At 59.6% G+C, this 15,580-nt stretch carries 9 protein-coding genes; 2 read left to right on the forward strand and 7 right to left on the reverse strand.

Features of this window, described 5'->3' with window-relative positions:
* Positions 1–6,552: DUF6543 domain-containing protein (locus DBR24_RS06915; RefSeq protein WP_218278125.1), on the forward strand; the 6,552-nt coding region annotated here is incomplete at its 5' end.
* Between the two features lie 10 nt (positions 6,553–6,562).
* Here the strand turns inward: DBR24_RS06915 and argR are convergent.
* The 7 genes from argR to acs form a co-directional block, all read right to left on the reverse strand.
* Entirely contained in the window at positions 6,563–7,543 is a 981-nt protein-coding gene (gene argR / locus DBR24_RS06920; RefSeq protein ID WP_123467017.1) for a transcriptional regulator ArgR, read from the reverse strand.
* A gap of 246 nt (positions 7,544–7,789) precedes the next feature.
* Positions 7,790–8,554: an ABC transporter ATP-binding protein gene (locus tag DBR24_RS06925; protein WP_003227281.1), complete on the reverse strand. Its 765-nt coding sequence runs from the start codon at positions 8,552–8,554 to the stop codon at positions 7,790–7,792.
* A gap of 27 nt (positions 8,555–8,581) precedes the next feature.
* Positions 8,582–9,694 carry a M14 family metallopeptidase gene (locus tag DBR24_RS06930; RefSeq protein ID WP_123467018.1) on the reverse strand — a complete coding sequence of 371 codons (1,113 nt, stop codon included), beginning with the start codon at positions 9,692–9,694 and terminating at the stop codon, positions 8,582–8,584.
* A gap of 1 nt (position 9,695) precedes the next feature.
* Positions 9,696–10,394 carry an ABC transporter permease gene (locus DBR24_RS06935; protein ID WP_123467020.1) on the reverse strand — a complete coding sequence of 233 codons (699 nt, stop codon included), beginning with the start codon at positions 10,392–10,394 and terminating at the stop codon, positions 9,696–9,698.
* Positions 10,391–11,080, reverse strand: coding sequence for an ABC transporter permease (locus DBR24_RS06940; protein WP_128614309.1), 690 nt, complete (start codon positions 11,078–11,080; stop codon positions 10,391–10,393). Before DBR24_RS06940 ends, DBR24_RS06935 begins: the two co-directional genes overlap by 4 nt.
* A gap of 91 nt (positions 11,081–11,171) precedes the next feature.
* Positions 11,172–11,945 (reverse strand): ABC transporter substrate-binding protein, encoded by a 774-nt coding sequence (locus DBR24_RS06945; RefSeq protein ID WP_123467024.1) that lies wholly within the window; start codon positions 11,943–11,945, stop codon positions 11,172–11,174.
* Between the two features lie 718 nt (positions 11,946–12,663).
* Positions 12,664–14,619 carry an acetate--CoA ligase gene (acs, locus tag DBR24_RS06955; protein ID WP_123467028.1) on the reverse strand — a complete coding sequence of 652 codons (1,956 nt, stop codon included), beginning with the start codon at positions 14,617–14,619 and terminating at the stop codon, positions 12,664–12,666.
* A 475-nt stretch (positions 14,620–15,094) separates the two neighbouring features.
* On the opposite strand from acs, the gene DBR24_RS06960 reads away from it, so the two are divergent.
* Positions 15,095–15,355: a DUF2790 domain-containing protein gene (locus tag DBR24_RS06960; RefSeq protein ID WP_027612631.1), complete on the forward strand. Its 261-nt coding sequence runs from the start codon at positions 15,095–15,097 to the stop codon at positions 15,353–15,355.
* Positions 15,356–15,580 lie beyond the last annotated feature (225 nt).

Consider the following 15,580-nt stretch of genomic DNA (forward strand, 5'->3'; position numbering starts at 1 on the left):
CTCAACAAGATTCTCAATGACGGCCAGGTCATCGCGGTCGCCACCGCCACGGTCGACTCGAATGCCCGCTGGGCGCTGTGGGATTCCTTCGTCGGTATCGCCTCGGCCATTTTGCAGACCGCCGTGTTCATCATCGCGCCGTTCGTGCCGGGGCTGGGCGAACTGATGATGGCCTACATGGCCTATCAGTTTCTCGACGAAGTGTTCGAGGGCATCGTCGAATGGGCGCAAGGCCAGCTCACCGAAGCGTTCACGCATCTGGTGGGGATGGTGGACGCGGCGATTCAACTGGGCCTGTTTGCCGTCGGCGGCTCGATTGCAGTGGGTGAGTTTCGTAAAGTCCTGCCCAAGGAAGTCATCGCGTTCATCGAGCGTTTCAAACCGGTGAAGCTGGCGAACGGCAATACCCGCTACTGGGATCAGGACCTGACCCGCTATCAGCAGAAATCCCTGCCGGCAGCCGATTCCAAACCCTCCCCACTGGGTCTGCACGAGCATCAGGGCAAACAGATTCTGCCGCTGGAAGACGCGCACTTTGCCGTCAGCGAATCCGCGATCCCCGGCCAGTACCGTATCGAACACCCAACACGCCCCGACGCCTACCAGCCCGTCGTGCGCCACAACGGCGATGGCGCCTGGCACACCGAGCTCGAACAACCGCTGGAATGGGACAAAGCGACCGCGTTGCGCCGCATCGGTCATGAGATGCAAGGGTTCACACCGGAACGGCGTGAACGCATTCTGCAAGTCAGCGGCTACGACGAAGACGCGTTGCGCAATATGCACGCCGAGCAGGCGTCAGTGCCGCCACTGCTGGCCGACAGCATCAGCCGCTTCCGGATCGACCAGGACCTGCAAGTGTTCATCGACCAACTGGCCAGCGACCTGCCCGAACAATACCGCCGCACCGATCCGCAGACGCAACTGCAATTGCTCACCGAACACGGACGCTGGCCTGCGGGTAAACGCCTGCGCTTGCTGAACGGACAAGGAGAGGTCAGCTGGCAGTCGTCGAGCGACGAAACCTTGCCACTGACCGATCTGCGCCAGACCAGTCTGATCGACAATGATGTGCTCACATCACTGCTGCAGGACCTCAGCGAACAAGAGGCCAAGGCCTTGCTCGACGAGCCGTTTGGTGGCCCGGACCTGCCGCTGGACATCCGCGCCCGCGAGTTGCGCAAACAACTGCTGCAATTGGCCAAGGCGCAACGCAGCAGCCTGTTCGAGTCGCGTTACCGAGCCCTCGAGAGCGTCGACGACCCGCTGCACACCACCCTTGCGCAATTCGAACCGCCCCTGCCACCGCGTGTCACCCAGGAACTGCTCAACACCACCCGCAGTGATGAGCTGCTGCAAATCAGCGAAGGCCAACTGCCCCAGCGACAGCAGGAGCTCATGCAGGTGGCCAGCGAAGAAGTCCGCGTCACCCGCGCATTCGAAGGGCTGGAACTGGACTCGGTGACCAATCCGGACACCGACACCCTGGTTCTGCACAGCCTGCGGTACGTGCCCGGCTGGAGCGGCGAGGTACGCCTGGAAATCCGCGACGGCACCTATGCCGGTCCGATGCTCGACAGCACCGGCCGCGCTGATGCGCCGGAACAAAAGGTTTTGGTGCGCAAACCCGATGGCACTTATCAGCCCTTCGATGACCGCGGGCATGAATTGCACGGGGCCACCGACGTGTACTCAAGCATCCTCTATGCGCTGCCGGACGCCGAGCGTCAGGCCATGGACATCCATATCGGTCAGGCAGAAAAACTCAAGACCGCCATCCGTGCACGGCCCCTCGATCGCAGCGATTTTCGTGTAGCCGTTTCGCTGGCGCCGGTCCGTCACCCGGAAGTCGACCCCCTGCGCCTGGTCGGCTTCCGGAGCCGTGAAAGACTGTCTCCCGTGTCAGAACTCCTTGCAACACGGCGCCAGGAGGTAAATCAGCCGCCTCTGGACAGGATTCGCGTGATCTATCGCGGTTACAACGCCAGAGACGCACGCGCCTTTGCCGCGAGGTTTGCGAACAACCCAAGACGCATCGCCAATGAGCTCGCCCGCCTGAGTGACGAGCTCACCCTGTTGCGCGACAACCTGCGTGTGTGGGAAACCCGGGTTCCGACGAGAGACCCGCGTAGCGCAATCGCGCTGACTGACACTCAACGTCGCGCGGCACAACAAAGCCGCCGGGAGTTCAGCAATGCTATCGAACGCTGCTGGCGCCGGGAAACACAGGAATCGGCCGGGTACCTGTTGCAGATCACGGATCCGATAATGGGCGATCTACCGACCTTGAGCGGCGACTTCAATCATGTCAGATTGCTGATCCTGAACGGCAATGCCAGTACCCGTGGCCTGGAACCGTTTTTGCGACAATTCCCGGGACTGCATTCCCTGGACGTGCAGAACCTCGACCTGCCGACCCTGCCCCAGGCCCTGACCTCGATGCCGGGCCTGCAGCGACTGACCATGCGCAACTGCGGCATCACCATGACCCAGGCGAACCGGGCGACACTGACGTCCCTGCCGCAGGTCTCAGTCCTGGATCTTTCAGACAATCCGCTGGGTGAGCCGGTTGATGTGCGCACGATGCCCGCATTGAGTTATCTCAACCTCGATAACACCGGCATTTCGACGGTGCCGGCGGGCATGCTTGTTCATCCAAGCCTGGTCTCCGGACGGTTCGCCGGTAATCCGATCACTGAAATTCCCGATGAGTTCTTCAATCTCGCCAGCGCACTCAGTGACAGATTCCTCTTCGGCGCCAACCCGCGGCTGTCCGCAGCCAGCCGGGAAAGAGTGAAGCTTTACTACCAACAGACACGCAAGCACTTCGGCGTAGTGCCTGACCTCGCCGATATCGAACTGGCCACCCGGCTCTTTCCCGCCGTCACCGCTGATCGAGCCGTGGATCTGATTTATCAATTACCCGGAACGCTGGTGGACGGCCACGCCAGACTCACAGCCTGGGAGGCAGAGTTTGGACGGCTGCAAGTCGAGCTCGCGAGATGGAGCAACGATACCCCCCGACGCTCTCCCGCTACCCAAGAACCGTTGACGCTCAGCGAACGAACCCGCGATCGTCTCGCCAGGCTGGACTTCAGCCAGAGGCTGGAGAATTTCTGGCGTAACCAATCACCCTTCGTTCCCGAGCACCACGGCAGTCAGTTGGAGCTGACCCTCGGATTCCTGGGCGATATGCCGGTGATCGATAGCGATTTCAATCATGTTGCCCACCTGACGCTCAATGGCAACAAAGGGGTGACCGGCGTAGAACCGTTCTTGCGACGCTTCCAGAAGCTGACGTCACTGGAGCTGAGTGTTTTCGACTTCGACCCGAACTCGCTGGCAGCTGTTGACCTGCCCGACCTGCAGACACTGCAACTCCAGGATTGCGGTGTAGTGATGACCCCGGAAAACCAGGCAAAGCTTGTCTCGATGCCGCAGTTGCAAATGCTGGACTTGAGCGACAACCCGCTGGGCACGTTTCCCGACCTGACTTTTCTGCCAGAACTGAACCGTCTCGATCTGGCCAACACCCACCTGTCGCAGGTGCCTCCCGGACTGGCCGATCACGCCAACCTCGTCAACGCTATTTTCAGCGGCAACAGGATCAGAGAACTCCCCGTCGAGTTGCTTGACCTGCCCGCCATTCGCACCGACGGTATGATCTTTGCCGACAACCCATTGTCGCCGGTGACTCGCGAGCGGATAAAAACCTATTACCGCAAAACCGGGCAAGACTTCAATGTTCTGGCTGCTCCCGAGGACATCGCGCTGATGCAATCACTGTTCCCGTCCCTTGACCAGGAAGACGCCAGCGGGATCATCTATGACCTGCCCGGAACACTGGCCGACAGCCGGACCCGGCTCAACATCTGGCAGGCCGAACTGACTACCCTGCTGGCCGATCTCACGGCCTGGGCAACCCAGGTACCGAAGCAGGATCCCGTGACTGGCGAAGCGATCAGCGCCGCCGAACAATTCATCAACACCACCTCCCGAAGGGAATTCGCCGACCAATTCGAGCAACTCTGGCGAACACGCTCAGAGACCTCCGGCATACGCATGGACGCTTTCACGGCTAACCCGACCTTCCAGGGCGACATGCCGGTTCTGACCGCCGATTTCAGCCACGTCTTGAAACTTAATCTTCGGGGCAACCCTGCGATCAGTGGCACAGGCCCGTTCATTGAGCAGTTCGGCAACCTGCAGATTCTTGAGCTCCACGATTTCTCCCTGGGCGAAATACCCGCGTCCCTGACTCGTACGACGGAACTCATAGACGTCACGCTGGCCAACTGCAACCTGACCCTCACCGACAACGGCCAGACAGTACTGGAGTCACTGCCCGATCTTGAGAGCCTGGATCTGCGCCACAATCCGCTGACGCGGGCGCCGGACATCACGAACATGCCGGCACTCAGTGACCTTCGCCTGTCCAGCACCGAAATTACCGCAGTCCCGGACGGTATTGGCACACACCCGAACCTGCGTGAAGCGCACCTCGACAACAACGCGATTACCGACCTGCCCGAAGCCTTTTTTGAGCTCGACATCAAACTGGCCCGTGCGACAAAACTGTCCGCCAACCCTCTGTCCCGGGCAGCCCGCGAGCGCATCAAGGTTTATTACACGCAACACGAGGCCAACTTTGGCGTGCTGCCGGACCAGGCCGACATCAGCCGTACACGGAACCTGTTTCCAACCCTGAATATTAAAGAGGCCGCAGACGTGTTTTATCGTTTGCCCGGGACATTGGCCGATGGCACTGCGCAATTGGCGAACTGGGAAACGGAAATCGGCAAAATGCTCAGCGATCTCGAGGCATGGTCGAATCGCGTCCCCGCCCAGGTCATGGGCGCTGCGGACAGGGCAACGCAGCGCCTGAACAGGCGCGCGTTCGGCAAGAAAGTCGAGCAGTTCTGGCGTAACCGGCACGTCTCCCGGTCAAAGCCCGGATCCAATGGTTTTATCGCCGATCTGACTTTTTTCGGTGACTTGCCAGCGCTGACGGCTGACTTCAGCCACATCGGTCAGCTCTCCCTGTTGGGCAACAAGGATTTGACCTCCGCTGAAGGTTTCCTGCGGTGCTTTACCGGATTGAAAACCCTGGCAATGCGCGACTTCACACTGGGCAAATTCCCTGAAGCTGTCGCCACCATGTCCGATCTCGAAACGCTGGTACTGAGTCGCTGTGACATCGTTTTCGACGAACCCGCGCAGACGCTCCTGTCGTCCCTGAGCAAACTGCAATCGCTGGACCTGTACGACAATCCTCTGGGCCGCACCCCGGTTCTTTCTGCTCTGCCGGAACTCAATGTCATCGACCTGGCCAGCACCGGAATCGACCAGATCCCCATCGGGCTGCTGGAACGCTCCAGACTCACATACGCAATACTCAGCGAAAATCGTATCAGCGAACTTCCGGAGGCCCTTTTCCGGGTCCCGGCCAACGTCAGCGACGGATTTGACCTGAGCAACAATCCGTTGTCATTGACGACACGGGAACGGATAAAGATCTACCACCAACGCACGGGAAGCGACTTCAATGTGTGGGTCGAACCCGAGGATATCGAACTGGGACGTACGCTCTACCCTGACGTCACCGGAGAGCGCCTGAGCAAGATCGTCTACAGCCTGCCGGGGACACTCGCCGAAGGGCGCCTGGAACTTGTGCGGCGCCAGACTGAAATCGCCACCCTGTCCAGCGATCTGCAATCATGGGCCAATACCGTTCCGCTCGACCCTGTCACTCGGGTCCCCCTGACAGACGACGCCCTGCTGCAGGAACGCACCAACCGGATGAAATTCAAGGAACAGCTCGAACATTGCTGGCGCCGAATCACCCCGGACGATACCTCGGAGTTTGAATTCTCATCCAGCGTTCCGCTCACTGGCGAACTGCCGACCCTGTCGGCGGACTTCGGACATATCCGCACCCTGAAACTGACTCGAACAGGCGGCGCGGCCCCTCAACTCGGCCAGTTCCTGAATGGTTTTCCCAAGGTGCGCAGTCTGACGATCCAGGGATATCAACTGGGGAACATTCCCGACGCGGTGCTGACCATGGAGGATTTGGCTGAACTCAACCTGCCCGAATGCAACGTTACCCTGACGCCCGCCAACGTCGATGCATTGAGCGTCATGAATAACCTGAGTCGCCTTGAATTGCGCAACAACTCCCTGGGCCTGACGCCCGACCTCAGTCAGATGACCGCACTGGTCTGGCTGGATCTGGGCAACACAGGGCTCAGCCGAATCCCGTCAGGGTTGTTTAACCGTCCGCACCTGGTGTACGCCGACCTGTCCGGCAATGCCTTCACCGATTTGCCTGCCGAGTTGGCGAGCATCAATAGCGCCGACTTTATTTTCAGCGACAACCCGCTCTCGGGGGAAAGCCTGCACCACGTCGAAATCCAGCGTCTGGCAAGGGCAAATGCACTGGCCGAACAAAAACGACAGCAGCAGCAACTCCAAAACGTTACAAACCCGAACTTACCCTATGGCAGCGGTCAGTCCTCCACCTCAAGCGGACTCTCGGGATCGTCACTCTGACAGGTCGCGTTCAGCTACGCTCGGACGGCACTGACGACAATTCGAACGGGCTGCTGCTGCGCCGCTGGTTGCGATCTTCCCGCGGCGTGGCACCGAAGAAGTTGCGGTAGGCGCTGGAGAAGTGCGGCCCCGAGGAGAAGCCACACGACAGGCCGATCTGGATGATCGACTTGCTGGTTTGCATCAACATCTGCCGGGCCTTGTTCAGGCGCAATTCCAGGTAGTACTGGCTCGGCACGCGGTTGAGGTACTGCTTGAAGATCCGCTCCAGCTGCCGACGGGACACGCACACGTGCTGGGCGATTTCGTCGGTGGTCAGCGGCTCTTCGATGTTGGCTTCCATCAGCAGCACCGCCTGGGTGAGCTTCGGATGGCTGGAACCGAGGCGGTTCTGCAACGGAATGCGCTGACGCTCGCCGCCCTCACGGATGCGCTCGACCACCAGTTCTTCAGAGACGGCACCGGCCAGTTCCGCACCGTGATCGCGGGCCAGCACCGCCAGCAGCAAGTCGAGCACCGACATGCCGCCACACGCGGTCAAGCGATCGCGATCCCAGTCGAACAGATGACTGGTGGCGATGACTTTCGGGAAGCGCTCGGCGAAATCGTCCTGCCAGCGCCAGTGCACGGCAGCGCGGTAACCGTCGAGCAGACCGAGTTGCGCCAACGGATAGACACCGGCCGACAACCCACCGATCACACAACCGGCGCGCACCAGTTGCTTGAGCGCGCTGCTGAGCGCCGGGGCCAGAGTGGTCGGCGGCTCGTCAGCGAGCAGGAACAGTTTCTGGAAGTTTTCCAGCTTGCCGGTCCAGGCCTCCCCCGGCAATTGCCAGGCGCCTTCGGCCGGTGGCTCGGCGTGCAGGAAGGACAACTCGTAAACCACGTCCGGGTGAACCCGCTGAGCGACACGCAAGGCCTCCTCCGCCAGCGCCAGCGTCAGAGCTTTAGTGCTGGGCCAAATCAGGAAACCAATTCGATGGGCAGTCATGGGCGGGCAATCCGGAACGAACAACGGTGATGAAGGCATGGGCCAATGCTAGCCCGTAAATGAACGCAAATCGCAAAACTGGCAGAGATCTATTGTGGGAGCTGGCTTGCCAGCGATGGCGGTGTATCTGTACCAGACATGCAATCTGGCCCACCGCTATCGCTGGCAAGCCAGCTCCCACAGGGATTTTAGCCAGCCTTCAGGCTGCGGAGCATGCACTATTCCGGTGCAGATCGGCAGCCCTGATTACTTGAGACTACCCGACAGGAACTGCTGCAGACGCTCCGATTGCGGATTGACCAGCACTTCGCGCGGGTTGCCGCTCTCTTCAACAACGCCTTTGTGCAGGAACACCAACTGGTTCGACACTTCACGGGCAAAGCCCATTTCGTGGGTCACCACAACCATGGTGCGGCCTTCCTGAGCAAGGGCCTGCATGACTTTCAGCACGTCGCCAACCAGTTCCGGGTCGAGGGCCGAGGTCGGTTCGTCGAACAGCATCACCTCAGGCTCCATGGCCAGCGCACGGGCGATCGCCACACGCTGCTGCTCGCCACCGGACATGTGCCCCGGGAACGCGTCTTTACGATGGGCCACGCCAACCTTGTTCAGGTAGTGCTCGGCTTTCTCGCGGGCTTCGGCCTTGGACACGCCCAGCACGTGGACCGGCGCTTCCATGATGTTTTCCAGCGCGGTCATGTGCGACCACAGGTTGAAATGCTGGAACACCATCGACAGGCGCGAACGCATGCGTTGCAGCTGTTTCGGATCAGCGGCTTTCAGCGCGCCATCCTTGTTCGCCACCAGTTTCAGCTCTTCGTTGTTGAGCAGAATCTTGCCCGCGTGCGGCTGCTCGAGCAGGTTGATGCAGCGCAGGAAAGTACTTTTGCCGGAGCCACTGGAGCCGATGATGCTGATCACATCGCCGGCTGCCGCTTTCAGGGACACGCCCTTGAGCACTTCGTGACTGCCATAGCGTTTATGCAGGTCTTGGACTTCAAGTTTGTACATGCGGTCGGTTCTCACAAAAACAGTCAGTCAGTCGTTGAGCAAGCGCCCGTGACGCAGCGCTTCGCGCCCCGCCACCTTGGCCAGCCAGAAACCGGGTTGGGCATAGCGCAGCCGTTCAATGGCAAACAGCACCCCGGAGGTACCAGCACACACCGTGCTGACCCGATCGGACACAGGATCGATCACTTCGAAAATCTCATCCCCGGCTTCGACCCACTCGCCGGGTTTACGCAAAAAGCTCACCACACCGGGGTGCGGTGCCAACAGCAATTCAGTGCCTTCGAACGGCATGCCTTCGCAGGCTTCGTGCGCCGGTTTCGGCCACTCGCCAGTGATCAGGCCCTGCTCGGCGAGGAATGCCAGAATGCCTTCGGCCCACGCCAGCGCATCCGCGCGGTCAGTATTGGCCTGACCGCCCAGCTCGACGGTGGTCGCCAGGCACGCCAGCGGAATCTGCGCGTCCGGGAACTGCCGCGACAGGCGCAGCCACGGCAACGAGCACGCTTCATCAAAGGAGCTGCCACCAGAATCTTCCGCCAGCAACCCGACCTTCACATCCAGGTGCGCGGCCAGCGAACGCCACTGCGGCCAGTGCTGCGGCAGCGCATACATGTGCAGCGCGGCTTCAGCGTCGCAGTGCAAATCCAGCACCACGTCGGCGGTGCAGGCATGGCTGAGCAAAACGCGCTGCATGCCTTGCAACTGGCTGCTCGCCTCGGGCAATGCCGCCAGATGATCAGCCATCGCCTGACGGATCAGGCGAATGTTGGCGTGCGGATCGTCACCGAGACGGTCGGCCAGCGCCGCCGCAACCGGCGCGCTCAGCTCGACGAAATCGCGGTTGAAGTTCTTGCCGCTGCCGGCTTCGAAACGCCCCTGATGATTGCCTTGCAGCAACTGGCCGAGGCCCAGCGGGTTGGCGACCGGCACCAGTTCGATCACGCCGTTGAGCAGACCTTGGGCTTCGAGTTCGCCAAGGCGCTTTTTCAGCTCCCAGGCGGTGCGCATGCCCGGCAGTTCGTCAGCGTGCAGGCTGGCCTGGATGTAAGCCTTGCGCTCGCCGCTCCCAAACCGGAACACCGAGATCTTGCGCTCGCTGCCCAGATGGCTCCACGGCAATACGTGGTCGATGCGTTCCATATCAGTGCTTCCGCGGGGCCAGGTAGCTCAACCAGCGACGCTCGGCCAGCTTGAACAGCTTCACCAGAATGAAGGTCAGGCACAGGTAGAACACGCCGGCGGTGATGTACGCCTCGAACGGCAGGTAGAACTGCGCGTTGACGGTACGGGCCGCGCCAGTGATGTCGATCAGGGTCACGATGGACGCCAGACTGGTGGTCTGCAGCATCATGATCACTTCGTTGCTGTACTGCGGCAGCGCCCGGCGCAGGGCCGATGGCAACAGGATGCGCTTGTACATCTTGAAGCGCGACATGCCCATCGCCTTGGCCGCTTCGATCTCACCGTTCGGCGTGGCCTTGAGGCTGCCGGCGATGATTTCTGCGGTGTAAGCGCTGGTGTTGATCGCGAACGCCAGGCACGCACAGAACGTTGCGCTGGACAGCCACGGCCACATGAAGCTCTCACGCACCGCTTCGAACTGGGCCAGACCGTAGTAGATCAAAAACAGCTGCACCAGCATCGGCGTGCCGCGAATCACGTAGGTGTAAAGCCACGCAATGCCGTTGACCGCGGCATTCTTGGACACGCGCATCAAGCCCAGCGGCAGGGCCGCCAGCAGACCGAAAAACAGCGACAGCGCGAGCAGTTTGAGGGTGGTCAGCAGGCCGCCGAGGTACAGCGGCATGGACTCCCAAATGACGTTGTAGTCGAAGATCATAGATCAGCCGCCCTTACGCCTACCGAGTAGCGCTTCTCAAGTTGACGCAACGCCAGCAACGAAACACTGGTGATCACCAGGTACATCGCCGCCACTGCGAGGAAGAAGGTAAAAGGCTCGCGAGTGGCATCCGCCGCCTGCTTGGCCTTGAACATCATGTCTTGCAGACCGACCACAGAAATCAATGCGGTGGCCTTGGTCAGAACCAGCCAGTTGTTGGTGAAACCGGGAATCGCCAGACGAATCATCTGCGGCACCATCACCCGGAAGAACACCTGAAAACTGCTCATGCCATACGCCAGACCGGCCTCGGCCTGGCCTTTGGGAATCGCCATGAACGCGCCACGGAAGGTTTCCGACAGGTAGGCACCGAAGATGAAACCAAGGGTGCCGATACCGGCGGCCAGCGGGTTCAGGTCGATGTAATCGTTATAGCCAAGCATCGGCGCAACGCGGTTGAGCAGATCCTGACCGCCGTAGAAGATCAGCAGGATCAGCACCAGATCGGGAATCCCGCGGATCACCGTGGAATACAGATCGCCCAGCCAGGCCAGCCAGCGCACCGGCGACAGGCGCAACGCGACACCGATCAGCCCGAGAACGATGGCCAGGGCCATGGACGACAAGGCGAGCTGAAGCGTCAGCCATGCGCCATCGAGGATGACAGCCCCGTAGCCTTTCAACATGATTCAGGTCCTCGAAAGTTGGGATGAAAAAATGGCGCAAACCGCAGAGATCCTGTTGCTTGCGCCATTTCGGACTTGTCGCAGAAACGTGTTACTTGCCGTAGATATCGAAGGCGAAGTACTTGTCCTGGATTGCCTTGTATTTGCCGTTTTCGCGGATGGCCGCGATGGCAGCGTTGATCTTGTCTTTCAGCGCGTCGCCCTTGCGCACAGCGATACCTACGCCGTCACCAAAGTATTTGACGTCGGTGAACGCCGGGCCTGCAAACGCAAAGCCTTTGCCGGCGTCGGTGTTGAGGAAGCCGTCTTGCAGCAGAGTAGCGTCTGCCACGGTACCGTCGAGGCGACCGGCGGCCACGTCGAGGTAGATTTCATTCTGCGAGCCGTACGGCTTGATCTCGGCACCCAGCGGGGCCAGGACTTCGCGGGCGAAACGCTCGTGGATCGAACCACGTTGTACGCCGATGTTCTTGCCCTTCAGTTCAGCCAGACCTTCGCTGACCTGAGTACCGGCCTTCATGACCAGACGTGCCGGGGTGTTGTAGTACTTGTTGGTGAAGTCGACCGACTTCTTGCGGTCTTCCGTGATCGACATGGACGACAGGATCGCGTCGATCTTGCGCACTTTCAGTGCCGGGATCAGACCGTCGAACTCTTGCTCGACCCACACGCACTTGACCTGCATCTGCTCGCACAGAGCGTTGCCGATGTCGTAGTCGAAACCGACGATGCTGCCGTCCGGGGCTTTGGAAGCGAACGGAGGGTAAGCCGCTTCGATACCGATCTTCAGAGGTTTTTCGTCAGCGAAGGAATTCAGCGACAGCACGGACAGTGCCAGGGCGCCAAGCAGCACAAGTTTCTTCATCTTGGGACTCCATCGGTAAAGGGCAAAAACGGCAGAGTGAGCGACAGCCCAATATGCGAATGGGTGAATCGGGAAATCGGTGCAGCATCGGTGGGAAATTTCCCATTGAAACCGTCGAAGGTTTCAACGTCAGCCACGATGAGCGAGTGATCGGCATTCTAACGACAGGCCCGAAGCCGATATTTCTTCAATGCGACAACTAATTACAGATGCACAGAGAAACCCGCTTGAGCACATTGACAGCCTTGCAAAATCATGCAAGAGCGAAAGACAGTTAACCGATCTATGCTGCAAATTGCGGGCCTATTATTCGCAAACCCTTCTAATCCGGCAAGCGCAGCGTTGTGTCTTATTTTTCACCGGGGTTTTTGAGGCTCTAAAACGGAGCATTGCGTTTCCCTTTGCCCCGCTACGGGGCGGGCGGTTACACATATGGTTACGCGGAGGGTGGCGGGTAACAACGGGAAATGTCTTTCGGGGGAGATCGATAATTATTGGTTGGGTGAGTGCGCGTTCCGACGAGGGACTACACCGGTGTCTGACAAATTGCCTTCGCGAGCAAGCTCGCTCCCACAGGGATCTGCATTTTGTCTGAAGGTACTCGGTCAAACTGTGGGAGCGAGCTTGCTCGCGAAGAGGCCAGCCTGTCACCACAAAACCTCCAGACACAAAAAAGCCCCGCCCGGCAAAACCGGACAGGGCTTCTGTGAATCATTGCTTAAGCCACATTCATCGTCTTGTGCGTATCAATCAAATGCTGCACCACACCCGGATCCGCCAGCGTCGAGATATCCCCCAACCCGTCGTATTCAGCGGTCGCAATCTTGCGCAGGATCCGGCGCATGATCTTGCCCGAACGGGTCTTCGGCAGCCCCGGCGCCCACTGAATCACGTCCGGTGAAGCAATCGGGCCGATCTCCTTGCGTACCCAGTTCTTCAGTTCCAGGCGCAGTTGCTCGCTCGGCTCCTCGCCATTCTTCAAGGTGACGTAGACATAAATGCCCTGCCCCTTGATGTCGTGCGGCACGCCAACCACCGCGGCTTCGGCGACTTTCGGGTGAGCGACCATCGCGCTCTCGATCTCGGCGGTACCCATGCGGTGGCCGGACACGTTGAGCACGTCGTCCACGCGCCCGGTGATCCAGTAGTAACCGTCGGCGTCACGACGCGCACCGTCTCCGGTGAAGTACATGCCACGGAAGGTCTTGAAGTAGGTATCGACGAAGCGGTCGTGGTCGCCATACAGCGTGCGCGCCTGACCTGGCCACGAATCGAGAATCACCAGATTGCCCTCGGCCTCGCCCTCGATGATGTTACCGAGGTTGTCGACCAGCGCCGGCACCACACCGAAGAACGGACGCGCCGCCGAACCCGGCTTCAGCGCGTGCGCCCCCGGCAGCGGGCTCATCATGTTGCCGCCGGTTTCGGTCTGCCACCAGGTATCAACGATCGGGCAACGCGACTTGCCGACATTCTTGTAGTACCAGTCCCAGGCTTCCGGGTTGATCGGCTCGCCCACCGAACCGAGCAGACGCAGGCTGCTGCCGTCAGCGCCTTCAACAGCCGCGGTGCCCGACGCCATCATTGCGCGGATCGCGGTCGGTGCGGTGTAGAGGATGTTGACCTTGTGCTTGTCGACGATCTTCGCCACCCGAGTGATGTCCGGGTAGTTCGGCACGCCTTCGAACAGCAGCGTGGTCGCGCCATTGGCCAGCGGGCCGTAGACGATGTAACTGTGGCCGGTGACCCAGCCGACGTCGGCGGTGCACCAGTAGATTTCGCCCGGACGGTAGTCGAACACACGCTCGTGGGTCATCGCCGCGTACAACAGATAACCGCCGGTGGTGTGCTGTACGCCCTTCGGCTTGCCGGTCGAGCCAGAGGTATAAAGGATGAACAGCGCTTCTTCGGCGCCCATCTCTTTCGGCGCGCACACGGTGCCCGCCACTTTCATCAGGTCTTCGTACCAGATGTCGCGATGCTGGTTCCACTTGATGTCGCCACCGGTACGCTTGCACACGATGACTTTCTGGATGCTGCTGGTTTCCGGGTTGGTCAGCGCGTCGTCGACGTTGGCCTTCAGCGGAATCTTCTTGCCGGCACGAATGCCTTCGTCAGCGGTGATCACGACTTTGGATTTGCAGTCGATGATCCGCCCCGCCAGGGCCTCCGGCGAGAAACCGCCGAACACCACCGAGTGAATCGCGCCGATCCGGGTGCAGGCCAGCATGGCGACCACAGCTTCGGGGATCATCGGCATATAGATGGTCACCACGTCACCACGGTGCACGTCCTGACCACGCAGGGCGTTGGCCAGTTTGCACACTTGTTCGTGCAGTTCGCGGTAGGTGATGTTGCGGCTTTCGGAAGGATCGTCGCCTTCCCAGATAATCGCGACTTGATCGCCGCGCTCGGCCAGATGGCGGTCGAGGCAGTTATAGGAAACGTTCAGGGTGCCGTCGGCAAACCACTTGATGTCGACATGGTGATCGTCGAACGACGTCTGCTTCACCGTGGTGAAAGGCTTGATCCAGTCGAGACGCTTGGCTTGCTCGCGCCAGAAGCCGTCAGGGTTGACGACCGACTGTTGGTACATGGCTTTGTAGGTCGCCTCGTCAGTCAGCGTATTAGCCAGAACCTCGGGACGAACGGGATACAGAGAAGCCGCACTCATCTTTCCTACCTCGGTGTAATAGTTGTTTTTGTATGACCCCGTTGTAGCCGGGCCGGCCCCATAGAACCATTCGACGATGGTAGTAACAAGCCCCTACAAAACATCCAGTTACCCCTGACGCAAGCCCTGCGCTGCTTGCTCCAACACCCCACAACCCCTGTGGGAGCTGGCTTGCCAGCGATTCCGACGACTCGGTTATTCAGGCAAACCCCATCACCAGCAAACCTGGTTGCAGACGATTTCGACCGATTGTTACCAAATCTGCCAAAAGTGTTTATCAAAACCCCACCTGTTTACCCCCACTCCACCTCCCTAAAATCCACCTCGCCGACAAGGCAAACGCGATTAACAACGTTACAGCCCCCACGAAGGCCGTTAATCCAGCTCTCAAGTAATAACTGCAAACGATGAAGTTCCACACGCAACCCTAAAAAGGTTGCGTGACCCCACTCGACCTCAAGAAGGTAAATTTGAAATGAAAGCTTTATTGGTTCTGGCCCTCAGCAGTCTGTGCGCAACCGCCATGGCAGACGAGGTTCCGACTGATGTCGCGCAGCAACAACCGGTTATCGAGGAATACACTTACTCCACTCACCTGGACATCGCCAAAGTTGTATCCATGAGCGAAGTGCCGAATGTTTGCGAAGTGGTTCCGGCCAAAATGGAATACGACGACTCCAAAGGTCAGCGTCACATCCTGCGTTACAGCGTCATGGGCAACGGCTGCACCAATTGATGATTGAGACTGCACCGAATCGGATCACTCAGCGCCTCATTTGAGGGTCGATTCCAGCCCGACTTCGGTCGGGCTCAGTTGTGTCTGGGGTCGCTCAAAAGGGTTGCAAAACACAAGATATAGTGAAAAACCCGATTTTTTGCTCATTTCTTGAGCAACCGAAGCCTCGCAAAAAAATTAATGAAAAAAAATTCTCGCAGGCCAATCCCAGCGAAAGCCCTGTAA

The sequence above is a fragment of the Pseudomonas sp. HMWF006 genome (assembly GCF_003061205.1).
Lineage (GTDB): Bacteria > Pseudomonadota > Gammaproteobacteria > Pseudomonadales > Pseudomonadaceae > Aquipseudomonas > Aquipseudomonas monsensis.